We start from the raw sequence: 25,229 nt of genomic DNA, 5'->3' as shown, positions 1-25,229 counted from the left end.
GATAGAATCAAGCGCCCGCACCATGTCGCTCGCACTCACCCTCGCCGGCTCGCTCGCGCTCGCCGCGTGGCTCTATCTCTTTTTCCTGCGTGGATGGTTCTGGCGCTTCTTCTTCCTGCCGCTTGCCGCGCCCGGAACGCCGCCCCGCGTCGTCGCCATCATCCCGGCGCGGAACGAAGCCGAGCACATCTATGACGCGGTGAAGTCGGTCCTCACGCAACAAGGTGTCGCGCTGCTGCAATCGATCGTCGTCGACGACGGCTCGACCGACGACACCGCTGCCGTCGCCCGGCGCGCCGCTGTGAGTTGCGGCGAGGCCAATCGTCTCATGATCGTGCAGGGCAAGCCGCTCCCGGCTGGCTGGGCGGGAAAAGTCTGGGCGATGCAGCAGGGCGCCGAAGCGGCGCAGCGCTTCGGCGCCGATTTCTTCTTCTTCACCGACGCCGACATCGCGCACGGCGAGCGCTCCCTGGGCGCGCTCGCCGCGCAAGCCCACCGCGGCTGCGACATGGTCTCCGCCATGGTCGAGCTGCGCTGCGCGAGCTCCGTTGAGAAGCTGCTCATCCCGGCGTTCGTCTACTTCTTCTTCCAGCTTTATCCGCCGAAGTGGATCGCGGACCCGACCCGCCGCACCGCCGGCGCAGCCGGCGGTGCGATCCTCATCCGGCCGGCCGCACTCGAGCAGGCCGGCGGGCTCGCCGCCATCCGCGGCGAGCTCATCGACGACTGCGCGCTCGCCGCCCGGGTGAAAGCCGCCGGCGGCCGCCTCTGGCTCGGCCCGACCAGCGAATCCCGCAGCCTGCGAGGCTACGGCTCGTTCGCCGGCGTCGGAGCGATGATCTCGCGCAGCGCCTTCAACCAGCTCCGCCACTCGGCCGCGCTGCTGCTCGCAACCATCGTCGGGATGGTCCTGATCTACCTCGCACCCATCGCGTTGTTGTTCTCGCGGCAGCCGGTCGCGACCGCGCTCGGCGCCGTCGCGACCCTGCTGATGCTGGTCGGCTACATCCCCACGCTGCGCGCCTACCGCCGCAACCCGCTCTGGGCGCTCACGCTGCCAGCGGCGGCGGTCTTCTACATGGGCGCGACCATCCACTCGGCGTTGCGCTACTGGTCCGGCAGGGGCGGCGAGTGGAAGGGCCGCGCGCAAGACGCGCGCCAATAGAACGGGCGCGGCCTGAGCCGCGCCCGGGTTCCCTACCACAGGGAACCTACTACTTCGCCGAGCGGGCGAAGTAGATATCGCGTTCCACGGCCGCGGTCGTGAGGCTGGGATCCCCCAGCACGAGCACGCGCCGCGTCCAGATCACGCCCAACGTGCCGTCGGGCAGGAAGCCGCTTCCCATGTAATCGCCCGGCGCTTCGGCCGTGGCTTCCGCCACCGGGTGCGCCTCGTCGAGCGAAGTCAGGCTCAGCCGCTGATTCGGCTTGAAGACGGCGCCATAGACGCGCCAGGGCTGCGAGTTGTCGGGCCGGTAGTACACGCCGACGCCCAGGTTCGAGCCGTCCTGCGAGATCGAAAGCCACGCGTAGCGGTAGCGTCCCGGCTTCCAGGTGATGTCTTTGCCCTTCCACGTCTTGCCCTGATCTTTCGAGGTATAGAGCATCACGCGATTGGAATCGGGGTCGCAGACGGTGGCGCCGGTGATGTCGGTGAAGCACTCCATCTGGTGCGCGTCCACGTAGATCGCATAGACGGTGCCGTCGGGCGCGACCTCCACGCTCGGCCAACTGAAGGTGGAATCGAGCGCCTTGTACGAGCCGATGACGTAGCGCTTCCACGTCTGACCGTCGTCGAGCGAGACGTAGGAATACAGCGTGCCCTTGGGGTTCATGGGCGAGAACACGTCGTCGGAGCCGCCGTCGTTGCCGCACACCGCGTACACCGTGTGCTGGCCGGCGCGATGATCGCTCGCCGGGCGGCACCAGCCCGAGTCCGGAAGCGTGCAGCCGAGCGGATCGAAGGTGTTGCCGCCATCGAGCGACTTGTAGACCGTGTAGCGGCCCGGGCCGCAGCCCACGCCCTGCGTTCCCAGCGGATAGGTGACCTTGTCGCCTTCGTTGCCGAAGTAGAAGACGTGGCCGTCCCCATGCGCGGTGATCCACGGCCGGTCGTCGACGAGTTGCACCGCGGGCAGCAGCTGCCGCGTCATCTCGAGCGTCACGTCGCCCAGACCGTTCACCTTCCAGCGCGTGATGCTGTCGTCGGCCACGTTGGTATCGACGAAGTAGAGGTGATTGGCGTCGTCGAGCGCGGTATCGCCCTCGTCCCCGAACTCGTGCTGCTCCAGGCTGAGCGCGGTCAGGCCGGCGATGTCGGGCCAGGTCTGGCCGCCGTCGCTCGAATGCCACATCCACGACATGCTGCGCGTGGAAGTGGGCGAGTTCACGTCAGGCGCGATCACCAGCTGCCAGTTCTCCTTGTGCGCGGTCGCGAAGAGGTTGCCGAAGTGGTCGGCGCTGAAGCTGGGCTCGTAGCCGAAGCCGCCCGCCGGCGTGACTTTGACGGGCGGACCGAATGGGGTGGTGCCTTGGGCGAAAGCGATGGACGCACAGAGCAGGAGCAGGAGAGGGAGCGTCCGGCGGAGGGCGGAGTCGACACGCATGCGTAACCTCCTGAAATGGTGGGACAAGAGTGGCCGTCGGAAAGTAGTAGGACTACTTACCTGGACTGAGTAGATGTTCCCTCCCGCCGCTTGAGTTGCCGGTCCTGGCATTTAGAATGACGCGCTCCTCTCCCTGGAAGGGACAGCTCCCATGCGCAAGCCAGTATTGCTGTTCGCTGCCGTCTTGGTCCTCGCCAACATTGCGACCGCGCAGTCGTCGTTGCAGAACGCCTTCCTCGGCCGCGAGGTCGAGGTGAAGATCGACATGCCCGGGACGCAGCAGGGCGTGGACCTGAACTTCTCCAGCGGCCAGCCGCTCGACTGGCGGCAGTACTCGCAGCGCATCAAGGGCTTTGGCGTCGCCATCCGCAAGGGAGACACGCCCACCGTCACCGCCGTCGTCGTCAAGAAGGACCGCATCGAGTTCCAGCTTGATGGCGGCGGCTACGGCACCTTCTGGGACGACACCTCGGGCGTCTCCGCGCGCATGATCCCGAAGAGCAATTACGAGCGGCAGCTCGAGAGCGACATCGACCGCGAATCCGACCCGCGCCGCAAGGACCAGCTGCGGCGCGACCTGGACCGCGAGCGCTCGCGGCGCGAGCGCGAACAGTGGGCGGAAAACTCGCGCGCCCAGATCGCCAACCAGATCAAGCAAAGCGAGATCGCGCAGAAGCGCACGCAGGGCGGCTCGCGCTTCAACCTGCGCTGGAGCGGCCGCATCCCCGAAAGCGAGCTCACGCCCGAGGCCATCATGCAGCGGCTCTCGCCCTGGGTGGATTTCAAGCAGACCAAGGACTCGCGCAACATCTTCGACCAGACGACCCCGGCGCCGCCCGCGCCCGCCAACAGCGCCATCCAGCTACAGCGCGGCATGCGGCGCTCGGCCGTGGAAGCCATGCTTGGCCAGGGCACGCTGCTGGTGGAGAACAAGTCGGGCGACGGCCTCACCTCGAAGGAGTATCGCTATCTCACGCAGGACAACCTGTTCGACGTCACCTACGTGGAAGACGTGCTGGTCCGCTACTCCATCTCATCGCGCTAGCGCATGTGGAGGCGGGCGACTCGCACGCCGCAAGAAAACAGGGCGGGAGCATAAGCTTCCGCCCTTTTCATGGCAGCCCTGGGCCCAAGCGTCCCCGATCAATCTCCTGCGGTAGCGTCTCCGATCGCGATTCGGCGATACGCCAGCACGATGTCCGCCTTGCTGACCATCCCCAGCAGGCGATTCTCTTCCCTGCGCGAGACGACGGGGAAGTTCGCCAGGTGCCGCTCGCGCATCCGTTCCACGACTTCGTGCACCGTCTGGTCCGGGAATGCGGACTGCACTTCCCTGGTGTAGACCGCGGCGACGGCGACTCTGCCGCGTTCCTCCCGCGCGATCTTCGTCACGTCAGCCATGGTGATGATGCCGCACAGCTCGTCGTAGGGATTCAACACGGGCACGGCGAACACCTCGCGGCTGAACATGAGTTCCTGCACCGTCTCGAGCGTGTCCGCGAGGCGCACGGTGGCCGGCTGCGTCATCACCTGGTCCACGCGCACGCCGGAGAGCACCTGCAGCGGCGTCGCGCGCTCGGCCTCGGCGAAGAACTCGGGATACGACGCCATGCCATGCTCGGCCACGTCGAGGCCGCTGAGCTCTTCGTCCTCGCTCACGCGCAGGCCGAACAGCTTCTGCAGCAGCCAGAACAACGCGACCGACGTCAGCAAGCCGTAGGCGATGGCGGTCGCGGTGCCGACGAGCTGCGCGGTGAAGTGCACGGTGTAGCCGTGGAAGCCGTTGGGGATCATCGGCGCCCACAGCCCGGCGGCGAGCCCGCCGAGCAGGCCGGGCGTCATGTGCACCGGGCCAACGCCGCACGGGTCGTCGATATCGAGCTTGCGCTCGATGAACTTCGCGGTCCACGGGATCTGCGCGCCCGCCACGATTCCGAGCGCGATGGCGAACAGCGGGTGCACCAGGTGGACGCTCGAGCAGATGGCCACCGCGCCGGCCAGCCCACCGTTCGGCGTGACGATGGGATCGGGCTTCCCATTCTTCTTCCACGTTCCCGCCATCGAGCCGACGATGCCGCCGGCCATCGCCGCCAGCGTGTTGATGGCGACCAGCGGCAGGTCCTGCGCCACGTTGCCGTATCCCGGCACCGAGCCGAGGTTGAAGCCGAACCAGCAGAACATCAGCAGCATCGCGCCCAGGCCCATCATCGGGACGTCGTGCGCCGTGGCCGGCGTCTTGCGGCGCCCGAGGAACTTCGCGCCCACCAGCCCGACGATCCCGCCGACGGCGTGCACGCCCAGCGAGCCGGCGTAGTCCTGCACGCCCAGCCGCGCCAGCGGACCGTTCCACAGCAGGTAGGCGAAGACCGGGTAGATGACCCCGACGTAGAGCGCGGCGAACAGGAGATACGCCGAGAACTTCATGCGGCCGGAGAAGCACCCGCTGGGAATGGCGCAGGAGACGAGCGCGAACATCAGCGAGACGTAGAACGCGATGGACTGAGCGCCGTCGGAGATGAACGCCCAGGGCGCGTGCCAGCCGTTGGGCATGGCGGCCAGCGGCCACGCGAACTGCTTGATGGCGAAGCCGAACAGCAGGAAGACGATGATGCCGACGCCCATGTGCCCGGTCATCTTCATCATCACGTTGGCGACGTCGCGCGCGCGCACCTGCCCGCCCTCGAGCAGGAAGAAACCGGCTTGCATCAGGAAGATCAGGCTGCCCATGGAAAGCAGCCACAGCCAATAGACGTTCGTCTCCACCCAGTCACCTCCGACCCGGTTAGCGACGCTGCACGGCTGGCCTGTACTGTGTGCCGGAAGTGTGGCGCAGGTGACCAGTGGAAACCCAATCCAAACTTTTTATCGAGCCGATAACGGAAATCGATGGCGGCGGCGCGATCCCCCCACGGCAACTCACCTTTCTGCAATAATCACCGGCTCGCATGGCCGTCGACGAACAGGACTTCCACGAGTTCTACCAGCGCTGGAACACTTCGGTGTACGGCTTCTGCCGCATGTTCCTGGGCGCCGAGGAGCCGGCCGAGCTGGCCACGCAGGAGGCCTTCGTGCAGTACGTGCGCGAGCACGAACCGCTCACCACCGACAAGCTGCCGCGCAAGCTCTTCCGCAACGCCGTCTCCGAATCGCTCAAGCTGGACACGCCCGAGCCGCGCTTCCCCGACACCGACGAACTCGAAGACCTGCTGCCGCTGCTCGCGCCCACCGACCGCGCGGTCTTCATCCTGCGCACCACGCTCGATATCTCCGCCAACGACACCGCCGCCATCCTGCAGCTGCCGGTGGAGCGCGTGAACGAGGGCTGGATGAAGGCGTCGCTTTATCTGCGCGACGTCTGGCTGAAGAAGAAGTAGCGAGCTATCGGCCGCCGAAAGCCTTGGAATGGAACTTGAGCGAGGCCGGCAGGTGCTCGGCGAAGTACGTCCAGTCGTGCGCGCCGGGATAGAGGTGCGCCTCGTGCGGCACCTTGAGCCTGGTCAGCTCCTGGTCGAGCGCGCGCGTGCCGGCGAAGAAGCCGTAGCCATCTTCCGTGCCGCAATCGAAATAGATCTTCATGCCGCGGATGCGCGCGGCATTCGCGCGCGCGAGGGCGAGCGGGCTGTTGCGGTCGTAGAACTTCTCGTCATAGGGCGAGCCGTAGATGGGCGCGAGCACGTCGTTGCGCGCTCCCGTCAGCTCGCGGATGTTCGGCGGCAGCTTGAGAAAGATCGCGGAGCTGTGCCCGCTGGCCGAGCCGAACAGCTGCGGATACTTGAACGCCAGACGCAGCGCGCCGTAGCCGCCCATCGAGATCCCGGTGATGCCCCGTGACCCGCGGCCCGCCTGCACGCGGTACTTCTTTTCGACCGCCGGCAGGAACTCGCGGATGAAGAATTGCTCGTAAGGCTGCCGGCCATCACGCGCGTCCACATAGAAGGTCGCGCCGCCGTTCGGCGTCACAGTGATGAACTCGCTCACCTGCCCGCGCTGCTGCAGGTTCTCGATCATGTTCCAAACGCCGTTCTGGAGCGCCGACTGCTCGTTGTCGAACAGCCCATGCAGGTAATAGAGGATGGGATACCGGCGCTGCTTGTCGGTGTCGTAGCTCGCCGGAAGCAGGACGCAGTAGCGAACGGTCTGCCGCAGGAACTTGCTCTTGACGCTGGCGCACTCGGCGCGCGTCGCCGCGAAGGCCGGAATCGCGGCGCAGAATAGCGCGAGCGCGAGCGCGATTCTCTGGAGCCGAGGGATCATTCGTAGCGCAGCGCCTGCACGGGATCGAGTTTCGCCGCGCGCGCCGCGGGATACAGCCCGGAGATCAGGCTCACCAGCACCGCCATGAAGATGGCGGCGGCCACCAGCCACCACGGCACCAGCCAGAAGTTTTCCGGCGGCAGTTCCTGGCGCGCGAACCACCAGTTGGTGCCGAGGTTGATCACGCGCCCGATGGCCCAGCCGAGCACCACGCCGAGCGCGCCGCCGGCCATGCCCATGGCGGCCGCCTCGGCGAAGAACAGGCTCTGCACGTCGGCGTCGCTGGCGCCGATGGCTTTCATGATGCCGATCTCGCGCCGCCGCTCCAGGATCGCCATCACCAGCGTGTTGATGATGCCGAGCGACGCCACCGCCACCCCGAGCGAGCCGAAGATGATCAGGAACAGGTCGAGCGCGAGGAAGAACCGCCGCATGCCTTTGCTGGCGTCCAGCGCCGACCAGGTGGTGAAGCCCATCTTCTTGATCGCCTCCTGCACCGCCTGCGCGTCCTTCGGATTCTTCACCCGCACCAGCAGGCTGATGTAGCTCGGCTTGCCGCCGCTCGAGACCGCGTCGCGCAGCGTGGAAGGCTGCAGCACATTCATCTTCTCCGCGATGTTCACCGGGATGAAGATGCGGCCGCGCGCGAAGTTCCGCCAGCCGCCGTAGGGTTCCTGCTTCACGATGCCGACGATGGTGAAGGTCCGCTCGCGGCGCAGTACGGAGAAGCCCTGCTCCTGCGCGCCGTCGTCGAGCGCGCTGCGCTCGGCATAACGCAGCGTGAGCTGCTTCCCGAGGGGCGAGCCGTTGGGCGAGATGCGCTTCGCGAAATCCTCCTGCAGCACCGCCTCATCCGCTTCCGGTCCGGAAAAGAACTTGCCCTGCGCGTCGTCGAACGCGTCGCTCTCCTTGGCGGACATCGGCAGGCCCGCGACGGTGGAGAACTGCGAGCGCCCGTCGAACACGGCTTCTGTCTGGAAGCGCATCTCGGGATAGACTTCGACCACGTTGGGCAGCTTCGAGATCGCGGCGCGCGCGGCGCCGTCGAGCGCCCGCGCATTCTCGTTGGACTTGGTCTTCTCCTGACGCCGCTCGTCGCTGTCGAAGCTCATGAAGTCGCGCTTGGAGAACACCGCGACCGTCTCGAAGATGCCGGAGCGGTTCAGGTTGCGGTTCGCCCACGCCTGCAGCCCGATGCCGAGCGAGAGCAGCGCCACCAGCGAGGCCACGCCCACCGCGATGCCCGCGGTCGTCAGCAGATTGCGCAGCTTCGATTCCTTCAGGTTGCGCCCCGCCAGCTCGAGCATGTCGTAAGCCATCATGGCGCCACCTCCTCGGCCTCGGCCGCGGCCACCGGATGCGCCGAAAGCCGGCCGTCGGAGAGGAATATCTGGCGGCTCGCGTAGCGGTCGGCGAGCGCGCGCTCATGCGTGACGAGGACGACGGTCATGCCGTCGCGGTTCAGCCCTTGCACCAGGTTCATGATCTCGGCGCCGGTGTGGCTGTCGAGATTGCCGGTCGGCTCGTCCGCCAGCAATAACGCCGGCCGGTTCACCAGCGCGCGCGCGATGGAGCCGCGCTGCTGCTCGCCTCCGGAAAGCTCGCTCGGGCGGTGCGTCGCGCGGTCGGCCAGCCCCACGCGCTCCAGCGCCTGGCGCACCAGCTCGCCCCGCCGCTTCCGCTCGACCTCGGCGAACCGCATCGGCAGCTCCACGTTCTCCGCCAGCGTCATCGAAGGCACGAGGTTGAACGACTGGAAGATCATCCCGACGGTGTTCCGCCGGTACGCGGCCAGCTCTTTCGAGCTCAGCCGGGCGAGGTCCCGCGCCATCACGGTGATCGAGCCGGAGCTCGGGCGGTCCAGCCCGCCGATCAGGTTCAGAAGGGTCGATTTCCCCGAGCCCGAGCTGCCGAGCAGCGCGACGAACTCGCCCGCGCCGACCTCCAGGCTGACGTTCTCGAGCGCGCGCACCACCGTTTGGCCCATTGGGTAGTGCCGGGAGACATTGCGGACGGCGACGGCTGGGCTGTCTAGGAGCTGAGGCATGTCGTATTTACTGATGTTACTACGTTGGGAACGGCCACAAAGTTTCCCGAGCGGCTCCGCGTTCCGGCGAACTTGGCGCGGGCGACGCGCATCTTTCTAGATATGTCGGCCCCGATGCGCCCATTTCTCGTCTCGCCGCTGCCGCACGCGCGCGGCGCGCAGTGCCCCAACTGCTTCACCTACAACCTGCTCGACCACCTGCCCGACGCCAAGAAGCGCCGCGGCGTCTCCGGGCACTCGTGGGAGATCCAGTGTGCCCTCTGCGGCTCGGAGTTCCGCCTGGGCGACCACGCCTCGCCCGCCGCTGCCGCCTAGCGGAACCTTCCCGCCTCCTCGCCCGTAGTACCCTTCTAAGGACTCCTGCTGTCTAACCAACCCTGGGGAGCTCCGTCTAAATGCTCGAGGACTGCATGCGAAACCTGTGTGTCTTTCTGCTCGCCCTGACCTTCTGCGCGCCGCTGCTGGTGGCGCAACCGCACACCAAGGAACAAGTCGACGCCAACCGCAAGAAGCTCGACGCGCTGCTCAAGGAGCAGTGGGAATACGTGCTGCGCACGAACCCCGAGTTCGCGTCCATCCTGGGCGACAAGCGATACAACGACAAGCTGAGCGACTTCTCCCAGAAGGCCATCGACGAAGACCTGCGCCAGACCAGGGTCTTCCTCGACAAGTTCAACTCCGTCGACACCGAAGGCTTCCCCGAGCAGGAGCAGCTGAACAAGCGCCTGATGGTCCGCGACCTCTCGCGCCAGCTCGACAACGCGCACTTCAAGAACTGGGAGATGCCGGTCAACCAGTTCTTCGGCATCCATCTGGACGCGCCGCAACTCGTGCAGCTGCTGCCCTTCGACACCGTGAAGGATTACGAGGACTACATCGCGCGCCTGAAGCAGTTCCCGCGCGCCTTCGACGAGACGATGGTCCAGATGCGCAACGGCATGCGCGACAAGCTGATGCCTCCGAAGTACCTGCTCGAGAAGATCCCGGCGCAGGTGGAGCGCATCACCAGCCAGAAGCCGGAAGACACGCCCTTCGCCATGCCGCTGAAGAAGTTCCCGGCATCTTTCTCCGACGCCGACAAGCAGCGGCTCTCCGCCGCCGTGCTCGCCGCGATCCAGGACGCGGTGATGCCCACGTACGCCAAGTTCGACCAGTTCGTGAAGGAGCAGTACGCCCCAGCCGGGCGAGCGAATGAAGGCATCTGGTCGCTGCCCGACGGCGACGCGCGCTACCGCGCCCGCATCAAGGACATGACCACTACCGGCATGTCGCCCGAGGAAGTCCACCAGCTCGGCTTGCGGGAAGTGGCGCGCATCGAGGGCGAGATGCTCGAGATCGCGAAGAAACAGGGCTACACCGACCTGAAGAGCTTCAACGCTGCGATCGAGAAGGACCCGAAGCTGCGGCCCACGTCGCGCGAGGACATCCTGAACTACTACCGCCGCTACATCGACCAGATGAACGCCAAGCTGCCGCAACTGTTCGGCCGCATGCCGAAGGCGAAGGTCGAGGTGATGCCGGTCGAGCAGTTCCGCGAGAAGGAAGCTTCCGGCGCCTCCTATAACCAGGGCACGCCCGACGGCTCGCGTCCCGGCCACATCATGGTGAACACCGGCGACTACCAGGACCGCAAGATCATCAGCTTCGAGTCCACGGCGTACCACGAAGGCGTGCCGGGTCACCACATGCAGATCTCGATCGCGCAGGAGCTCCCGACGCTCCCGCCGTTCCGGCAGCAAGCCGGCTACACCGCCTACGTCGAGGGCTGGGCGCTCTACTCCGAGAAGCTTGGCAAGGAAGTCGGCTTCTACCAGAATCCCTATTCGGACTACGGCCGCCTGCAGGACGAGATGCTGCGCGCCATCCGGCTGGTCGTGGACTCAGGCGTCCACTACAAGCACTGGACGCGCCAGCAGGTGGTCGACTACTTCCACGCGCACTCGGCGCAGGACGAGCCCGACATCCAGTCGGAGACCGACCGCTACATCGCGTGGCCCGGCCAGGCGCTGGCCTACAAGGTCGGCGCGCTGAAGATCGCGGCGCTGCGCGAGAAGGCGAGGCAGGAGCTGGGCTCGCAGTTCGACATCCGCGCTTATCACGATGAGGTCCTGGGCGCGGGCGCTCTGCCACTCGACGTCCTCGAAGAACGCATCAATGCCTGGATCCAGCAGCAGAAGCACGCCGCCGGCGCCACGCACGCCAGCCGCTAGTCCGCAGGCAAGAGCAAAGGCGCGGCCGGTCGGGCCGCGCCTTTTGCTTTTTGACAGAGCGCTACTCGCTCGGGAGCTGCTCCTCGGCCGTCCGCCACAGCAGGAACGTGCCGCTCACGGCGCACGCGATGGTGATCGCGATGGCCACGATGCCCAGGTTGCGGGAGAACGCCTCGTAGACCGTGCTGCCGAGCGCGTAGGAGGTTAGGAAGATGGCCAACATCAACTTCGCCGTCATGGGTCCTCTAGGAAGTATGTAGGAAGCTGCTATTCCTACGGACACCGCCCGGCGCTTGCGGGTTCCCGTTACTTCGCGATCTGGCTGCCAAGCTTTTCGAAGGGAACGTTGAGGATGGGGTACTTCTTCCAGTCCTGGTAGTCGAAGTGCCACCACTCCTGCTCGTAGACCTGGAAGCCTTCGCGCTCCATGGCGCGGCGCAGCAGGTCGCGCAGGCGGCGCTGCTCGGCGGTGCCGCCCGGGTAGTCGGCGTAAGAGCGCTCGCTCATCTCGTCGTAGCCGCTCGGCATGGCGACCTCGCGCCCGGTCTTCAGGTCGTAGAGCGACAGGTCGACGGCGCATCCGCGATTGTGGCGGGAGCCCTCGCTCGGGTCGGCGACGAACTCGTGCTTGTCCGCCGGCGTCGCGTCCCAGAACATTTTCGTCACGTACCACGGCCGGTAGCCGTCGTGGATGAGCAGACCGTAGCCCTGCTTCTTCAGTCGGCGATGCGCGCGCACCAGCGCGGCGGCCGCCGGCTTTTGCAGGAACGCGCGCGCCTCCGTGTACATCGGTGTGCTCAAGAAGTTGTTGGCGCTGGCGTAGCGGATGTCGAGCTTGATCGTCGGGTCGAGGTTCACCAGTTCGACCAGCTCCGGCTTGCGCTTCCCTTGCTCCACCGGAGGCTTCGCCGCCAGCGCCTCGGCGCGCAACTGCGCGACCGGCCGCACCGGCATGATGCGAAACGACTGCTCGGAGGGCTCCTGCGCGCCGAGCAGCCCGGCGAACAGCAGGATCAGGAGGGGCAAACGCGGCAGGTGCGGCATCTGACTACTGTACCCCCCGGCTGGTAGGATTTGAGGACCGATGAAGCGACTGTTGGCGCTCGTGCTCTGCCTCCCGCTGCTGGCCGCGGCGAAGAAGCCGGCCCCGCCTGCTCCCGCGGAGTTCAAGTTCGCCATCTCCGGAGATTCGCGCAATTGCGGCGACGTCGTGATGCCCGCCATCGCCGCCGACGCGCGCGAGCAAGGCGTCGCCTTCTATTGGCACCTCGGCGACTTGCGCTGGGGCAGCAAGATCGATGAAGACATCCTGAACGCGAAGGACCGGCAGCCGCCGTCGCTCGAGCAGTATCAGCGCGAGACCGCCTGGCAGGACTTCCAACAGCACCAGCTCAGGGCGTGGGGCGATACTCCCGTCTTCCTCGGCATCGGCAACCACGAACTGTACGGCGGCAACACGCGCGCCGACTTCCTGGCTGCTTTCCGCCCCTACGTGAACCAGCCCGCCGTCGAGGCGCTGCGCCGGAACGAAGAGCCGGAGACGCGCGAACCGAGGACGTACTTCCATTGGATCGAGCGCGGCCTCGACCTGATCTACCTCGACAACGCCAGCCGCGACCAGTTCGACGCCGCGCAGATGGCGTGGTTCGAGGGCGTGCTGCAGCGCGCCGCGGCGAATCCCGAGGTCAAGGCCGTGGTCGTCGGGTCGCATGCGGCCCTGCCGCATTCGTTCGGCAGGGACCACGCCATGGACGACTGGGAGCTTGGCCTGACGAGCGGCGAGCGCGTCTACCGCATGCTGCTCGAGTTCAAGCAGAAGACCGGCAAGCCGGTCACGGTCTTCGCCAGCCATCAGCACTTCTATATGCCCAACGCCTTCGACACGCCCTTCTGGAAGCAGAATGGCGGCGTGCTTCCGGGGTACATCGTCGGGTCCGGCGGAGCGCATCGCTACGCGCTGCCGCCCGACGCGCCTTCCGGCTCGAAGACCGATGTCTACGGCTACCTGCTCGTCACCGCCGAAGCCTCCGGCGCGCTGGAGCTCGAATATCGCGAGGTGAAGGAAGGGGACGTGCCGCCGGAGGTGGCGGCGCGCTACGCGCCGGCATTCGTTCACTGGTGCTTTGCCGGGAACTCCGACTCGGCGGCCAAGAAGAAGAAGTAGCTAGGCCTTCGCCTGCCGCGAGCGATGGTCCTGGACGAGCGCGGCGACTTTGGCCAGCAGCTCACGCGCTTCCGCGCGCGCGCCGTCGGGCAGCTCTTCGTGCAGCGAGTGCAGCATCTCGGTCGCGCGCTGCAGCCGGGCCGTCTGCAACGCGTAGTTCATGCCGGCGCCGCGGTAGCGGTCGGCCGCTTCGATGTAGGCCCACAGGAAGCGCCGCATCCCATCGACCGCGATCTTGAACTCGGTGACCAGCCGCGTGCTGTTGGCGCCGTCGAGCAGGCGGAGCTTCTCGCTGTCGGCGTCGTCCACGGCGGTCCACATCAGGTCCTGTTCCAGCTTGCGCAGCTCCTCGGTGACCAGCGCGATCCTGCGGTTCACGTCGTCCATGAGCGAACTTTTACCAGAGGCGCGGCGCCCTGCCCTCGTTTTCTTTGTCCTTGTCCGGAAATCGGAACAGCCCCTATTGCACCATGGAAAGCGCGTGGCAGACCCTCTGGATGAGGATCTTCTCGTGGTCGCTGAGCACGCTGAACTCCACGCCGTAGCGGAAGCCGGCGCGGTTGCGGATCACCCCGCGCAGTCCCACTTTCTCGCGGCAATACGGCAGGGTCAGCTCCGCCTTGATCGTCTGCCCCACCTCGAGTTCCGTGGGGATGAACAGCGCCATGCCGCCCTCGCTGATGTCCGAGCCCTGCCCATACACCGCGCCGCGGTTGGCAAGCACCACCTTCACCCGCACCTCGACCTTGTACCGGCCCCACCGCCTCGTCTTCGCGTCGGAGGCGGTCGTCTGCTTCTGGACGAGCTTATCCATGTGCCTACGTCTTCCTTGACTGCTGACATGCTTGGCCAGAAGGGGGTCTGACCTGGGAGATTGCTGGTGTTTCTGTGGAAAGAATGCGCCTTGCCGCCGCCAAACGCAAGATAACGATGGTAATGCTGGCTCGAGGTCGCGATTCATGCGGCCTTGGGACCATCCTGCGCCGGCTCCTGCCTGGGCTCGTGGGTATCCCACCGCCAGCGCAAGCGGAAGCGCTGTCGCGGCCGCTCCAGGTACTTGCGCAGCGTGATCAGGGCGAACAGCCACAGGCCCAGCGGCAGCACCATCACCAGCAGCCCGGTGGCTCCCAGCCAACCGGCGCGCACTACCGACGCCAGCGACAGCAGAACCACTGCGTGCAGCAGGAAGATCACCACGAAGCAACCGAAGTCCAACATGTTGGCCAGAGCGCGCACTTCGCGCTCCGCGTCGAGCATGGGGCAACCTCCTGCTGCTATCGCAGCAGGCGGCGGACGAGCTTCCAACCGGAATCGGCCCTCGTGGAGCTTCGGCTTCCCGGAACGGGACGCGGGGAGACAGTGATGGAGGAAGGTTGGTAGCGCTACCGGGAATCGAACCCGGGTTTGAAGATTGAGAATCTTCCGTCCTAACCCCTAGACGATAGCGCCACCTGGCGGGACCAAAAAATTATAGCAAAGCCGCTGAAATCGCGGAATCGGCCGCTCTCAGTCGCGCTCGCTCCCGGTCGCCGCGGGATTCGTGACGCCCAGTTCGGTGTGCCGGATCTTGCCGCCGAGGTTGGCGGTGTATCCCATCGCGCCGCTGGTCACGATGGCGCCGAGCACGATGACGGTCACGAACCACCCCGGGACGGCCGGCCTGCGCGCCCACATCAGCAAGCCGAGCAGCGCTATCACCGCCAGCGTTTCCATCGCCGCGAGCGCCAGCTCCGCCGCCTCTTCGTGCGCGGAGATCGTGGCCTTGGAGATCCCCGGAAGATGCTCGACGCCGTCTTCCGCGGGCTCGCCGGTGAAGAATGCGCCCAGCGCCGCGAGTCCGAGGACCACGATGAGCACCAGCGTGGCGCGCATCAGCTCGGCGCTGCGCCGCAGCAGTGCACCCACGAGCAGCAGGAGCACGATGCCCATCCCAATGACCGGCACGTGATTCAGGACGAGATGAAAGTGGAGCAGGTCCATAAGGCACCTCGCACCGACACTAGCTCCGCCGGCGAGCGCCCACCGTGACCCGTGTCACAGCACAGGAAAAAAGCCCGCGCGGAGCGCGGGCTCGGCGGAAGGATCTGCTACTTCCGCTTCAGGACCTCGCGGACCGCTTTCACGATGTGCGGCGCGGTCAGCCCGTACTTCTCCATGAGCTGCTCGGGCGTCGCCGATTCCGCGTAGGTATCGCGCACCCCGACCATCTCGATCGGCACCGGATGGGTCTTTGCCGCGGCGGAGGCCACGCGCGCCCCCAGTCCGCCATCGAGCAGGTGCTCTTCCGCGGTGACGAGGGCGCCGCACTCGCGCGCCGCCTTGGCAACCGCGTCTTCGTCCAGCGGCTTGAGCGTGTGCATGTCCACCACGCGCACGCGGATGCCCTCTTCTTCGAGCTGCGCCTGCGCCTGCAGGGCGTAACCGACCTCGAAGCCGCACGCGACGATGGCGCAGTCGCGGCCCTCGCCGTGGACCTTGGCCTTGCCGATCTCGAAGCTGTCGCTCGCCGAGTACACGATGGGCGCCTTCGCGCGACCGGTGCGCATGTAGCACGGCCCGTTGTGCTCGGCCATGCGGTGCACCAGCGCCCGCGCCGCATGCTCGTCGGCCGGATGGATCACGACGAATCCCGGCAGCGCGCACGCCAGCGCCAGGTCTTCGACCGACTGCTGGCTCGGCCCGTCTTCGCCGATCGAGATGCCGCCGTGCGATCCCACGAATTTCGCGTTCACGTGCGGATACGCCACGCACATCCGCATCTGGTCGTAGCCCTTGTCCACCAGGAAGACCGCGAACGACGACGCGAACGGGATCTTCCCGCTCAGCGCCAGGCCGCTCGCGATGCCGACCATGTTCGCTTCCGCGATGCCGACGGTGAAGAAGCGGTCGGGAAATTCCTTGCCGAACGTCGCCGAGAAGGTGGACTTCGCCAGGTCGGCGTCGATGGCGATGACGTTCGGGTTCTTGCGCCCGATCTCCGCCAGCGCCTCGCCGTACGCCTCGCGCGTCGCCTTCCCCATCTTCAGCTCGAATTTGGTGGTGGTCGCTTTCATCGCTGTGGTCGCCACTCGGTCTCCTCTTAGACGGGTTGGGCTTCCAGTTCTTTTAGCGCGGCCTCGACCTCTTCCGGTTTCGGCGCCACGCCATGCCACTTGATGTTGTTCTCCATGAACGACACGCCCTTGCCCTTCACCGTATTCGCGATGACGCAGGTGGGCTTTTCGGTCTTGTTGTGGCGCGCGTTCTCGAGCGCCGGGATGACCTGGGCGAAGTCGTGTCCGTCGATCTCCACCACGTTCCATCCGAACGCCTCCCACTTCTCGGCGAACGGCTTCAGCGAGAGGATGGTATCGGTCCAGTCGTCGAGCTGCTGCTTGTTGTTGTCGACGATGACGGTCAGGTTGTTCAGCTTGTGGAAGGGCGCGAACATCGCCGCCTCCCACACCTGGCCCTCCTGCGACTCGCCGTCGCCGAGCATCACGAAGGTGTGGTAGTCGAGCTGGTCGAGCTTCGCCGCCATCGCGCAACCGATGCCGATCGAGACGCCCTGTCCGAGCGAGCCGGTCGAGGCCTCCAGCACCGGCAGCATGCGCTTGTCGGGATGCCCTTGCAGCGGCGAGCCCAGCTTGCGCAGCGTGCTCAGCAGCTTCGGATCGATGTAGCCCGCACGCGCGTACGCGGCGTAGAGCGCCGGGCACCCGTGCCCCTTCGACAGGATGAAGCGGTCGCGGTCGCGCCAGCCAGGGTTCTTGGGATCGTGCCGCAGCACGCGCCAGAACAGCGCGGTCAGCACTTCCACTTCGCTCAACGAGCCGCCGGGATGTCCCGAGCCGGCCGAGCCGATCATCTTCACGATGTCCACGCGCAGGGCGCGCGCGATCTGCTTCAGTTCCTCGACCGACTCGACGTTCTTCATCATGCGCGCGGGCTCTCCCCGGCGGCGGCCTTGCGGCTCACCTGCGACTTCTCGCTCGCCGGCGCGTGCTTCTCATCTTTCTGGACGCCGGCTCTCGTCTTGCCGGCGCGCTCGTCCGCCTCGCGCGCCTTGCGCACCACGTACTTCCCTTTCGACGTCAGGAACTTCGCCAGCAGCCTCGCGACGCGCTCCAGCAACACGCGGTCTTCTGCGCCGAAGGCGTTCGGCTGGTCGCTCTCGGCGTCGATCACCCCGAGCGTGCGTCCCGCGATCTTGATCGGCACCACGATCTCCGACTTCGTCTCGAGAAAGCACATCGAGTAGGTCGGGTCTTGCGAGACGTCGGCGATGACCTTGGTGATGCCGCGCTCGCCCGTCGTCCCCACGTTCCCTTTGCCGAAGGCGAAGGTGTGACACGGCGGCACCGGGCCGCGGAATGCCTGCCGGCGCACTTCGCGCCCGACGACCAGGTAGATCCCGATCCAGAAGTAATGGCGTCCCTCGTAGAGGATCCCGAGGACGTCCTCGAACGGCGTCGCGAGCACGCCTGGCTTGGATCCGGCCAGCGCCTTCTCGACCGCCGCCAACACCGCGCGCGCAGACTGATAGCGTTTCACTCTGGTGATCCTGAAAAAAGATTTACTAGGGAACACTCTTAGTTTACCGGCGTTTGCGAGTGACGGCAATCACGGAAGCGGGCATGGATGCAGCGTTTCCTGTGCATTTCTGCCCCCGCTTGTGCAAAACCTGGACCGAACCGGCGCTCCCCGCTCAGCCGGCGAAACCGCGTGACAGCCGGCCGCAAGGTGGGCATAATCGGCGTCCCCCAGGCCGAGCTCTCCTGCGAGGAAACTCTTGCGCAGTTCCTTTGCCATTGCCCACGACCCTTTGTCGCCCGCCTCCATCGACGCGCGGCAGGAGCGGCAGCTCGCCACGGCACGGCTGACACTGACGGCCGCCTCGCTCCTGGCTATCTATCTTGATCCCACCGAGCCGGTGCGCTACGCCCATCTCGCCTACGGCTTGCTGTTGGTCTACAGCGCTTGGAGCATCGCGCTCTTCCTGCTGACGTGGCGCCTGCCGGCCCTGACGCGCTTTCGCGCATACTTTCACACGGTGGACATCGTGTGGGCCGCGACCATCAGCCTGTTCACCGATGGGCCCAATAGCCCTTTCTTCTTGTTCTTCGTCTTCGCCCTGCTGGCGGCAGCCTATCGCTGGGGCATGCGCGAGACGCTGCTGACAGTCTCTGCCGTGATCGGGATCCTGGGCGCCGAGGCCGCGTTGCTCGCCTTCCACCTCACGCCTTTCGTAGTAGGTGAATTCGAAGTCAACCGTTTCATCATGCGCGCCACCTACGCGCTCATCCTCGCGGTCTTGATGGGATACCTGGCCGAGGCGCAGGCGCGGGAACGGCGCACGACGGCCTTGGCCCTGGAACGCTCCCGCATCGCGCGCGACTTGCACGACGGCCCCCTGCAGTCGCTGCTGGCGATCGAGGTCCGGCTCGACGTCCTGCGCAGGCTGGCGAACAGCGGCGTCCCGGAGCGCGAGATCGCCGCGCTGCAGGAGGTGGTCCGCGAGCAAGCGGTCACGTTGCGTGAGGTGATGCACGAACTCAAACCCGCGCCCGCAGACCCCCAACAGCTCAACGAACAGATCGGCAACCTGGCCTACCGCTTCGAGAACGAGACCGGCATCGCCGTCGATTGCGCGGTCGAACTCGATGAGGACCCGCTGGCGCCTCGCTTGTGCGCCGAGCTCCTGCGCATCGTGCAGGAAGCGCTCGTCAACATCCGCAAGCACAGCCATGCGACGCACGTCGTGGTGCGGCTCGGCACCTACGACGGCGGCCTCCGGCTGATCATCGACGACGATGGCCGCGGCTTCCCCTTCCAGGGCCGCCTCGACCACCACGACCTGTTGGACAGCCGCAAGGGACCCATCATGATCAAGGAGCGCGTGGCCGCGATCGGCGGACGGATGGCGATCCAGTCGAGCGCGCGCGGCGCCAGGATCGAGGTCACGTTCGACCGCAGTCGCCAGGGAGTCACCGCATGACCGACCGCATCCGCATCGCCGTCGCCGACGACCACCCCATCTTCCGCGACGGCCTGCGCCGCCTGCTCGCTCTTGAGCCCGACATGGAAGTGGTGGGCGAGGCGTCCGACGGCGAAGAGGCGATCGCCGTGGTCGGCCAGTCCGCGCCCGACATCCTCTTGCTCGACCTGGCCATGCCGCGCGGCTCTGGCCTGGACGTCCTCCGGAGACTCGGCCACGCCCAGCATGGCACCCGCCTGCTCCTGCTGACCGCGTCGATCGAAAAGCCCCAGGTCGTCCAGGCGCTTCGGCTCGGCGCGCGTGGGGTCGTGATGAAGGACTCCGCCACCCAGTTGCTCATCAAGGCCGTCCGCAGCGTGATGAAGGGCGAATACTGGGTGGGACGCGACAGCGTCGCCGACATGCTGGAGTACCTGCGCGACAATGAGGCGCACCCGGCGGCGCCCGGGGCAAAGTTCCGCCTGACGCCGCGCGAGACCGACGTCGTGGCCGCCGTCGTCGCCGGCTACACCAACAGGGACATCGCTCAGAAGTTCAAGATCAGCGAGGACACGGTCAAGCACCACCTCACCAACGTCTTCGACAAGGTCGGCGTCTCCAACCGGCTGGAATTGGCTCTGTTCGCCATTAACCACAAGCTGGTGGACCTGGAGTGACCTGGCGCAGGCGCTGACCGAAGGCGCGATTGCCGCGCCCGCCGCCCTGTACTGGATCCCGTGCACGGCTTCTGTGGCCGGCGCCCGCGTCGCAGGGCATGCCCGCATCGTGCGTGAGACTACGCGCGGCGGCAACGGAGTGAGGCGCTGGCGCGGCTTTCCTCGGTGACGACCTCCGCGCCGCGGCGGCCGGACACCCCACGAAAGTGTGGTAGCTCCCGCCACGAAGCGCTAGCCCCACACCCCACCCCTGTTCGATTGTTGGTCCGCGCATCCATCCCTAGACTCGCGGTTGACTTCCCCACCTCCTCCCAGGGAGCGCAGTTTGCCAGACCCGCGGAACCAAGAGGACCGGGCTCCACGGATGGAGATCCGGCTTCCGTTGCGGTACCGCGAGGTAGGTAAGGAGCAGTGGCTGGACTCGGCGACTCGGAACATCAGCCGCACGGGCCTTCTCTTCCACGGCGACCGGACCTACGCGGCAGGCAGCACGCTCGAGATCGACCTGCGACTCCCGGCGGTGAGGGCGATGCATCAAGAGGGCGCGCAGTTCGTCTCCCTCGGTCGCATCGTCCGCACGGTACAGCAGGGTGAAGCGGAGGGGCGTGGCGTCACCTTGGCAGTGCAGTTCCTCGAATACCAGCTTTCCCGTGGCTCGGGCCACGATTCATGACGGTTTCAAACTTTTGCACGTCACCTCGTCGATGTTAAGGAGAAACAAGAAATGCGCAAGGTTCTGGTAGCGTTCGTAGCTCTGGCCCTCATCGCCGCTCTTCCGGCTTTCGCGGCAGCACCCAAGCCGAAGATGTCCAAGCCGTCCATCAGTTCGGGCGGCGCGGGCGACACCAACATCTTCATCACGTTCGCCGCGGGCTCGCCCACCGGCGCTCCTGCCGGCTTCTCGCTCCAGTGGATGACGCTGGACGACTTCAATGGCCTCTACGGCGGCGCCTGGCCCGCGAACTCTGACACCGCGTTCGGACTCTGCAAGGCGTCGTTCTCTGGCAACGCGAGTGGCTACGCCTACAACCTTGCTGCCGGAACAAGCATTCAGGTCGAGGTCGGCGACTTCCTCTTCGACAACGGCGGCTCCACCAATTGCGCCCAGCCGCTGGCGTGCGGCACCACCTACGTCTTCCGCGCCTTTTCGCACGCCGACAACACCCGTCAGCGCAGCGACTTCAGCGCGACCATCACCGTCTCGACCAGCCCGTGCGAGCCCACCGGTGGCTGCACCTACACCCAGGGCTACTGGAAGACCCATGGCCCCATCCCGACCGGCAACAACACCGACGTCTGGCCGGTGGCCTCGCTGACGCTGGGCAATGTGAGTTACACCGACCTTGAGTTGCAGGCCATCTTCGACAAGCCGGCTCAGGGCAACGGCCTCGTCTCGCTCGCCCACCAGTTGATCGCGGCGAAGCTCAATATCGCCAGCGGTGCGGATGGCACTTCGATCGCTTCGACCATCGCGGCCGCCGATGCCCTCATCGGCAACGCAGTCGTCCCGCCCGTGGGAACCTCCTCCATGTCGGCGGCGTCCACTTCCGCCCTCACCAGCGCGCTGGACGATTTCAACAACGGTCTGACCGGCCCCGGCCACTGCCAGTAGTTGGGCTCGTAATCCCTCGCAGGGCGGCTTCGGCCGCCCTGTTTCTTTCACCTCGCTCCCAGCCGCGCCGGGAATCACCGCTTCCCGTGACGGCGGTCACGACCGGTTGTCGCGAGGCGGCCTAGAATGCGGCCAGGCTTCTCCCCCACTTCATTTGCCGCGGCAGCGCGGCCTCGCCGCCTCCTGCCCGGGAGGCATTTCTATGGACCAAAAGGTCACTCTCACCGACCAACGCACCGGCAAGTCCTACGACCTTCCGGTGACTGACGGCACCATCCGCGCGATGGACCTGCGGCAGATCAAGACGAGCGACGACGACTTCGGCCTGCTCACCTACGATCCCGCCTTCATGAACACCGCGTCGTGCCGGAGCGCTATCACCTTCATCGACGGCGACAAGGGCATCCTGCTGTACCGCGGCTATCCCATCGAGCAACTCGCCGAGCGCTGCAGCTTCCTCGAGGTCGCCTACCTGCTGCTCCACGGCGAGTTGCCGGACGATTCGCAGCGCGAGGAGTGGGTCGGCGCCATCACCCACCACACCATGATCCATGAGTCCACGCGAGACTTCATCGGACGCTTCCGCTACGACGCGCACCCCATGGGCATCCTGGTCAGTTCGCTGGCCTTTCTCTCCACCGTGTACCAGGAAGCGCGCCACATCGAAGACCCGGAGAATCGCAGGCACCAGATCACGCGCCTCATCGCCAAGGTCCCCACGCTGGCCGCGGCGGCGTATCGCCACAGCCTGGGATACCCCTTCGTCTATCCCGACAACGACCTCGGCTACACCGCCAACTTCATGAACATGCTGTGGAAGATGGTGGAGCCGAAGTACCTGGCCAATCCGGTGCTCGCGCGCGCGCTCGACGTGCTCTTCATCCTGCACGCCGACCACGAGCAGAACTGCTCGGCTAACGCCATGCGCTCCATCGGCAGCTCGCACGCCGATCCGTACCTGGCGGCCGCGGGCGCGGCGGCGGCGCTCGCGGGCCCGCTGCACGGCGGCGCCAACGAGGAAGTCCTGCGCATGCTCGACGAGATCGGCAGCAAGGACCGCATCCCCGCCTACATCAAGAGCGTGAAGGAGGGCCACGGCAAGCTGATGGGATTCGGGCACCGCGTCTACAAGAACTACGACCCGCGCGCCCGCATCATCAAGCAGATCGCCGGCGAGGTCTTCGCCGTCACCGGCAAAAACCCGAAGCTGGAGATCGCCATCGAGCTCGAACGCATCGCGCTCGAGGACGAGTACTTCATCAAGCGCAAGCTCTATCCCAACGTGGATTTCTACTCCGGCATCATCTACCAGGCCATGGGCTTCCGGCCGGAGATGTTCACGGTGCTGTTCGCCATTCCGCGCATGGCGGGCTGGCTGGCGCAGTGGCAGGAGATGCTGATGGATGGCGAGCAGAAGATCGCGCGTCCGCGGCAGATCTACACCGGGGCGAAGAAGCGCGACGTCCCGGCGGAACGCCGCGCGCTCGTCCACTCCGGCGGTTGCTAGAAGTAGTCCACGGTCCACAGAAAAGGCGGCCCCGCTCGGGGCCGCCCTTTTCATGGATCGGACGCCTCGGCACAAGCCGCGCGATCACCCGTGCGGCTTCTGTGGACTGTGGACCGTGGACTGTGGACTACTTTGCCAGCGCGGGCGCCGTGCTCGGCGCCCCGCCGCCCTTGGCGGGCGAGGTCACGACCTGCGTCTGGGGCTGCTCGAACCACCCGCGGATCTGCGGCATCACCGCGCGCGCGGCCTGTTCGCCGGCGCGGATCAGCTCCTTGGCGCGCTCGAACCCGTCGTAGGTGCAGCCGTTGCAGTCGGGCTCCAGCACCAGGTCGGCGTGCACCTTCCAGAGCTGGCACATCTTGGATTCCGCGATGGAGAAGCACTGCCCGATGACGTCGAAGATATGCCGCGGCGCCTTCTGCACCCAGTGCGCGCTCAGGTAGATGGCCAGCACGCGGTCGGCCCCCATCTCGCGCAGCGGCTGCGCCGGCACGCTGTGCGCCAGCAGCCCGTCGACCATCAGCCGGCCGTTCACGTTCACCGGCAGGAACATGCCCGGGTAGGCGCAGCTCGCGCGGATGGGATCGATGAGCGGCCCCGACTTGAATACCACCGGCTCGCCGGTCACGAAATCGGTCGCCGAGATGGCGAATGGGATCTTCAGCTCTTCGAAGGTCTTCGCCTTGACCAGCTTCTCCAGGAAGCCGGTCATGCGGTCGTTGGTGGCCAGGCCGTAGCGCGAGAGCGTCCAGCGCGCGAAGCTCGAGAAGCGCACCAGGTGCGCGATCTCTTCCAGTTCCTTCGCGCCGACGCCGGAGCAGTACGCCGCGCCGATGACCGCGCCCACACTGGTCCCCGCCAGGAACGTGATGGGGATCTTCTCTTCTTCGAGGACTTTGAGGACGCCGACGTGCACCAGGCCGCGCGCGAAGCCGCCGCCCAGCGCGATTCCGAGCTTGGGGACGGCGTGGGGGGCTTCCTCAGCAGGTTTGCCGGGGCCGAGAGGACGCGTCAACTCGTCGGTGAAGGCTTTCACCGAGCGACGGATTTTGCCGAGTGTACCCAGGCCCGCGTCCCCCGACGCTCCCGGCTCGTTCACCGGAAGCGCTCAATCCTTAGACGCCGCCGCCCGCCCGCAGGTGGCGTGGGTGCCGCACAAATTGTGCAGCCGGAGCGCCGGCTTCAGCCGGCCGGAGCGGCGGCCTTCCGCCGTCGCGCATCTATGCTACGGTTACGCCGCCCATGCCGCGCCGCTCGTCCAAGACTGCTTCCAAGGCTACAGCACCCACCGCCAAGGCGACGCCCTCCAGCGGCTCCAAGGGGAAGATGGAGCGCGAGTTCTCCGCCGGCGGCGTGGTCGTCCGGCGCGTCGGCAGCGCCTCGAAGACCGGGGAGTGGGAGCTCGCCGTCATCGAGCCCCGCCGCGAGGATTCCGGCGACAAGAACAAGACCGTGCTCGCCCTTCCCAAGGGCTGGGTGGACGAGGGCGAGAAGCCGGATGAGACCGCCTGCCGCGAGGTTTGCGAGGAAGCCGGCCTGGACTGCGAGGTCGTCGCCAAGCTGGGCGACATCAAGTACGTCTACGTGCGCAAGTGGTCCGACGGCGCCCGCATCTTCAAGGTCGTCAGCTTCTACCTGCTGCGCTACCTGGGCGGCGAGATCGGCAACATCTCGGAAGAGATGAAGCACGAGGTCCGCGGCGCCCGCTGGCTCCCACTCGCCGACGCCGAGCGCATGCTCGCCTACAAGGGCGAGAAGGACATGGTGAAGAAAGCGGCGGAGTGGCTCGCCGCGCACAGCGACAAGATCTAGGCCTGCTCTAAAGCGAGCGTCATTCCCAGTCCACCGGACACACACAGCGTCGCCAGGCCGCGCTTCGCGCCGCGCCGCTTCATCTCGTGGACGAGCGTCACCGCGATGCGCGCGCCGGTGCAGCCGATAGGATGACCGAGCGCGATGCCGCCGCCGTTCACGTTGAGCTTCGCGCGGTCGAAGTGCAGCTCGCGGTCGCAGGCGAGCACCTGCGCGGCGAACGCTTCGTTCAGCTCCACGACGTCGAAGTCGGCGAGCTTGAGCCCGCTCTTCTTCTCCAGCTTGGCGATGGCCGGCACTGGACCGATGCCCATGATGCGCGGCTCCACTCCAGCTTGCGTCCAGCCCACGATCCGCGCCATCGGCTTCAGGTTGTTGCGCTTC

28 protein-coding genes and 1 tRNA gene are annotated in these 25,229 nt (G+C 66.4%); 12 read left to right on the top strand and 17 right to left on the bottom strand.

Features of this window, described 5'->3' with window-relative positions; genetic code table 11:
- Positions 1–22 precede the first annotated feature (22 nt).
- Positions 23–1,165: a glycosyltransferase gene (locus VLA96_14485; GenBank protein ID HSE50410.1), complete on the top strand. Its 1,143-nt coding sequence runs from the start codon at positions 23–25 to the stop codon at positions 1,163–1,165.
- A 49-nt stretch (positions 1,166–1,214) separates the two neighbouring features.
- On the opposite strand, the gene VLA96_14480 is transcribed toward VLA96_14485, so the two are convergent.
- Positions 1,215–2,606: a sialidase family protein gene (locus VLA96_14480; GenBank protein ID HSE50409.1), complete on the bottom strand. Its 1,392-nt coding sequence runs from the start codon at positions 2,604–2,606 to the stop codon at positions 1,215–1,217.
- A 151-nt stretch (positions 2,607–2,757) separates the two neighbouring features.
- Here VLA96_14480 and VLA96_14475 point away from each other — a divergent pair, with 151 nt between their 5' ends.
- Positions 2,758–3,651, top strand: a complete 894-nt coding sequence (locus tag VLA96_14475; protein HSE50408.1) for a hypothetical protein — start codon at positions 2,758–2,760, stop codon at positions 3,649–3,651.
- 98 nt (positions 3,652–3,749) lie between these two features.
- Here VLA96_14475 and VLA96_14470 read toward each other — a convergent pair whose 3' ends face one another.
- A complete protein-coding gene (locus VLA96_14470; GenBank protein ID HSE50407.1) occupies positions 3,750–5,369 on the bottom strand; it encodes a CBS domain-containing protein in 1,620 nt (539 codons plus the stop codon).
- A 182-nt stretch (positions 5,370–5,551) separates the two neighbouring features.
- Between VLA96_14470 and VLA96_14465 the strand changes: the two genes are divergently transcribed.
- Positions 5,552–5,980: a hypothetical protein gene (locus VLA96_14465; protein HSE50406.1), complete on the top strand. Its 429-nt coding sequence runs from the start codon at positions 5,552–5,554 to the stop codon at positions 5,978–5,980.
- 4 nt (positions 5,981–5,984) lie between these two features.
- On the opposite strand, the gene VLA96_14460 is transcribed toward VLA96_14465, so the two are convergent.
- Genes VLA96_14460 through VLA96_14450 form a run of 3 tightly spaced genes read right to left on the bottom strand, consistent with a single transcriptional unit; the run spans position 5,985 to position 8,907 of the window.
- Positions 5,985–6,860: an alpha/beta hydrolase family protein gene (locus VLA96_14460; GenBank protein HSE50405.1), complete on the bottom strand. Its 876-nt coding sequence runs from the start codon at positions 6,858–6,860 to the stop codon at positions 5,985–5,987.
- Positions 6,857–8,182, bottom strand: a complete 1,326-nt coding sequence (locus tag VLA96_14455; protein HSE50404.1) for an ABC transporter permease — start codon at positions 8,180–8,182, stop codon at positions 6,857–6,859. The genes VLA96_14460 and VLA96_14455 overlap by 4 nt, the downstream gene beginning before the upstream one ends.
- Positions 8,179–8,907 (bottom strand): ABC transporter ATP-binding protein, encoded by a 729-nt coding sequence (locus VLA96_14450; protein HSE50403.1) that lies wholly within the window; start codon positions 8,905–8,907, stop codon positions 8,179–8,181. The genes VLA96_14455 and VLA96_14450 overlap by 4 nt, the downstream gene beginning before the upstream one ends.
- Positions 8,908–9,009: 102 nt before the next feature.
- On the opposite strand from VLA96_14450, the gene VLA96_14445 reads away from it, so the two are divergent.
- Together VLA96_14445 and VLA96_14440 are read left to right on the top strand one after the other, a co-directional pair.
- Complete coding sequence (locus VLA96_14445) at positions 9,010–9,222, top strand: hypothetical protein (GenBank protein ID HSE50402.1); 213 nt, start codon at positions 9,010–9,012, stop codon at positions 9,220–9,222.
- Between the two features lie 95 nt (positions 9,223–9,317).
- Positions 9,318–11,117, top strand: a complete 1,800-nt coding sequence (locus VLA96_14440; GenBank protein HSE50401.1) for a DUF885 domain-containing protein — start codon at positions 9,318–9,320, stop codon at positions 11,115–11,117.
- 61 nt (positions 11,118–11,178) lie between these two features.
- Here the strand turns inward: VLA96_14440 and VLA96_14435 are convergent, their stop codons facing one another.
- Together VLA96_14435 and VLA96_14430 are read right to left on the bottom strand one after the other, a co-directional pair.
- Entirely contained in the window at positions 11,179–11,355 is a 177-nt protein-coding gene (locus tag VLA96_14435; protein ID HSE50400.1) for a hypothetical protein, read from the bottom strand.
- Positions 11,356–11,423: 68 nt separating this feature from the next.
- Entirely contained in the window at positions 11,424–12,143 is a 720-nt protein-coding gene (locus tag VLA96_14430) for a M15 family metallopeptidase (GenBank protein ID HSE50399.1), read from the bottom strand.
- 58 nt (positions 12,144–12,201) lie between these two features.
- Here VLA96_14430 and VLA96_14425 point away from each other — a divergent pair, with 58 nt between their 5' ends.
- Positions 12,202–13,281, top strand: a complete 1,080-nt coding sequence (locus VLA96_14425) for a metallophosphoesterase (protein HSE50398.1) — start codon at positions 12,202–12,204, stop codon at positions 13,279–13,281.
- Here the strand turns inward: VLA96_14425 and VLA96_14420 are convergent, their stop codons facing one another.
- The 8 genes from VLA96_14420 to VLA96_14385 form a co-directional block, all read right to left on the bottom strand.
- Positions 13,282–13,668, bottom strand: coding sequence for a hypothetical protein (locus VLA96_14420; GenBank protein ID HSE50397.1), 387 nt, complete (start codon positions 13,666–13,668; stop codon positions 13,282–13,284).
- A gap of 73 nt (positions 13,669–13,741) precedes the next feature.
- The gene (locus VLA96_14415; GenBank protein ID HSE50396.1) at positions 13,742–14,095 is read right to left on the bottom strand and encodes a PilZ domain-containing protein; all 354 of its coding nucleotides are present in this window, start codon (positions 14,093–14,095) and stop codon (positions 13,742–13,744) included.
- Positions 14,096–14,238: 143 nt separating this feature from the next.
- The gene (locus VLA96_14410) at positions 14,239–14,538 is read right to left on the bottom strand and encodes a hypothetical protein (GenBank protein ID HSE50395.1); all 300 of its coding nucleotides are present in this window, start codon (positions 14,536–14,538) and stop codon (positions 14,239–14,241) included.
- Positions 14,539–14,655: 117 nt separating this feature from the next.
- Positions 14,656–14,730, bottom strand: a tRNA-Glu gene (locus VLA96_14405).
- Positions 14,731–14,787: 57 nt separating this feature from the next.
- A complete protein-coding gene (locus tag VLA96_14400) occupies positions 14,788–15,261 on the bottom strand; it encodes a hypothetical protein (GenBank protein ID HSE50394.1) in 474 nt (157 codons plus the stop codon).
- A gap of 107 nt (positions 15,262–15,368) precedes the next feature.
- On the bottom strand, positions 15,369–16,349 hold the full coding sequence (locus VLA96_14395) for a transketolase C-terminal domain-containing protein (protein ID HSE50393.1): 981 nt from the start codon (positions 16,347–16,349) through the stop codon (positions 15,369–15,371).
- Between the two features lie 11 nt (positions 16,350–16,360).
- Positions 16,361–17,197 carry a transketolase gene (locus tag VLA96_14390; protein ID HSE50392.1) on the bottom strand — a complete coding sequence of 279 codons (837 nt, stop codon included), beginning with the start codon at positions 17,195–17,197 and terminating at the stop codon, positions 16,361–16,363.
- Positions 17,197–17,814 carry a GAF domain-containing protein gene (locus tag VLA96_14385; protein ID HSE50391.1) on the bottom strand — a complete coding sequence of 206 codons (618 nt, stop codon included), beginning with the start codon at positions 17,812–17,814 and terminating at the stop codon, positions 17,197–17,199. Before VLA96_14385 ends, VLA96_14390 begins: the two co-directional genes overlap by 1 nt.
- 238 nt (positions 17,815–18,052) lie before the next feature.
- Here VLA96_14385 and VLA96_14380 point away from each other — a divergent pair, with 238 nt between their 5' ends.
- The 5 genes from VLA96_14380 to VLA96_14360 all read left to right on the top strand — a co-directional run bounded on the left by VLA96_14380 (position 18,053) and on the right by VLA96_14360 (position 23,033).
- Complete coding sequence (locus tag VLA96_14380; GenBank protein HSE50390.1) at positions 18,053–19,258, top strand: sensor histidine kinase; 1,206 nt, start codon at positions 18,053–18,055, stop codon at positions 19,256–19,258.
- Complete coding sequence (locus VLA96_14375; GenBank protein HSE50389.1) at positions 19,255–19,914, top strand: response regulator transcription factor; 660 nt, start codon at positions 19,255–19,257, stop codon at positions 19,912–19,914. Before VLA96_14380 ends, VLA96_14375 begins: the two co-directional genes overlap by 4 nt.
- Positions 19,915–20,278: 364 nt before the next feature.
- Positions 20,279–20,587, top strand: coding sequence for a PilZ domain-containing protein (locus tag VLA96_14370; GenBank protein HSE50388.1), 309 nt, complete (start codon positions 20,279–20,281; stop codon positions 20,585–20,587).
- A 51-nt stretch (positions 20,588–20,638) separates the two neighbouring features.
- Positions 20,639–21,526 (top strand): hypothetical protein, encoded by an 888-nt coding sequence (locus tag VLA96_14365; GenBank protein ID HSE50387.1) that lies wholly within the window; start codon positions 20,639–20,641, stop codon positions 21,524–21,526.
- A 202-nt stretch (positions 21,527–21,728) separates the two neighbouring features.
- Complete coding sequence (locus VLA96_14360; GenBank protein HSE50386.1) at positions 21,729–23,033, top strand: citrate synthase; 1,305 nt, start codon at positions 21,729–21,731, stop codon at positions 23,031–23,033.
- Positions 23,034–23,160: 127 nt separating this feature from the next.
- On the opposite strand, the gene VLA96_14355 is transcribed toward VLA96_14360, so the two are convergent.
- Positions 23,161–24,069 (bottom strand): patatin-like phospholipase family protein, encoded by a 909-nt coding sequence (locus VLA96_14355; GenBank protein ID HSE50385.1) that lies wholly within the window; start codon positions 24,067–24,069, stop codon positions 23,161–23,163.
- Between the two features lie 206 nt (positions 24,070–24,275).
- Here VLA96_14355 and VLA96_14350 point away from each other — a divergent pair, with 206 nt between their 5' ends.
- Positions 24,276–24,845: an NUDIX domain-containing protein gene (locus VLA96_14350; protein HSE50384.1), complete on the top strand. Its 570-nt coding sequence runs from the start codon at positions 24,276–24,278 to the stop codon at positions 24,843–24,845.
- Here VLA96_14350 and VLA96_14345 read toward each other — a convergent pair.
- Positions 24,842–25,229 (bottom strand): hypothetical protein (locus VLA96_14345; GenBank protein HSE50383.1); only part of this gene is annotated, 388 nt, incomplete at its 5' end. The two genes, VLA96_14350 and VLA96_14345, sit on opposite strands and share 4 nt — an antisense overlap.

It is taken from the genome of Terriglobales bacterium (assembly GCA_035457425.1).
Lineage (GTDB): Bacteria > Acidobacteriota > Terriglobia > Terriglobales > Acidobacteriaceae > JACPNR01.
This window is presented reverse-complemented; position numbering and strand designations above follow the sequence as displayed.

Coding starts and splice junctions, on each gene's coding strand:
- VLA96_14485 (HSE50410.1), top strand. CDS start 23: ATGTCGCTCGCACTCACCCTCGCCGGCTCGCTCGCGCTCGCCGCGTGG.
- VLA96_14480 (HSE50409.1), bottom strand. CDS start 2,606: ATGCGTGTCGACTCCGCCCTCCGCCGGACGCTCCCTCTCCTGCTCCTG.
- VLA96_14475 (HSE50408.1), top strand. CDS start 2,758: ATGCGCAAGCCAGTATTGCTGTTCGCTGCCGTCTTGGTCCTCGCCAAC.
- VLA96_14465 (HSE50406.1), top strand. CDS start 5,552: ATGGCCGTCGACGAACAGGACTTCCACGAGTTCTACCAGCGCTGGAAC.
- VLA96_14460 (HSE50405.1), bottom strand. CDS start 6,860: ATGATCCCTCGGCTCCAGAGAATCGCGCTCGCGCTCGCGCTATTCTGC.
- VLA96_14455 (HSE50404.1), bottom strand. CDS start 8,182: ATGATGGCTTACGACATGCTCGAGCTGGCGGGGCGCAACCTGAAGGAA.
- VLA96_14450 (HSE50403.1), bottom strand. CDS start 8,907: ATGCCTCAGCTCCTAGACAGCCCAGCCGTCGCCGTCCGCAATGTCTCC.
- VLA96_14445 (HSE50402.1), top strand. CDS start 9,010: ATGTCGGCCCCGATGCGCCCATTTCTCGTCTCGCCGCTGCCGCACGCG.
- VLA96_14440 (HSE50401.1), top strand. CDS start 9,318: ATGCGAAACCTGTGTGTCTTTCTGCTCGCCCTGACCTTCTGCGCGCCG.
- VLA96_14435 (HSE50400.1), bottom strand. CDS start 11,355: ATGACGGCGAAGTTGATGTTGGCCATCTTCCTAACCTCCTACGCGCTC.
- VLA96_14425 (HSE50398.1), top strand. CDS start 12,202: ATGAAGCGACTGTTGGCGCTCGTGCTCTGCCTCCCGCTGCTGGCCGCG.
- VLA96_14420 (HSE50397.1), bottom strand. CDS start 13,668: ATGGACGACGTGAACCGCAGGATCGCGCTGGTCACCGAGGAGCTGCGC.
- VLA96_14415 (HSE50396.1), bottom strand. CDS start 14,095: ATGGATAAGCTCGTCCAGAAGCAGACGACCGCCTCCGACGCGAAGACG.
- VLA96_14410 (HSE50395.1), bottom strand. CDS start 14,538: ATGCTCGACGCGGAGCGCGAAGTGCGCGCTCTGGCCAACATGTTGGAC.
- VLA96_14400 (HSE50394.1), bottom strand. CDS start 15,261: ATGGACCTGCTCCACTTTCATCTCGTCCTGAATCACGTGCCGGTCATT.
- VLA96_14390 (HSE50392.1), bottom strand. CDS start 17,197: ATGAAGAACGTCGAGTCGGTCGAGGAACTGAAGCAGATCGCGCGCGCC.
- VLA96_14375 (HSE50389.1), top strand. CDS start 19,255: ATGACCGACCGCATCCGCATCGCCGTCGCCGACGACCACCCCATCTTC.
- VLA96_14370 (HSE50388.1), top strand. CDS start 20,279: ATGGAGATCCGGCTTCCGTTGCGGTACCGCGAGGTAGGTAAGGAGCAG.
- VLA96_14365 (HSE50387.1), top strand. CDS start 20,639: ATGCGCAAGGTTCTGGTAGCGTTCGTAGCTCTGGCCCTCATCGCCGCT.
- VLA96_14360 (HSE50386.1), top strand. CDS start 21,729: ATGGACCAAAAGGTCACTCTCACCGACCAACGCACCGGCAAGTCCTAC.
- VLA96_14350 (HSE50384.1), top strand. CDS start 24,276: ATGCCGCGCCGCTCGTCCAAGACTGCTTCCAAGGCTACAGCACCCACC.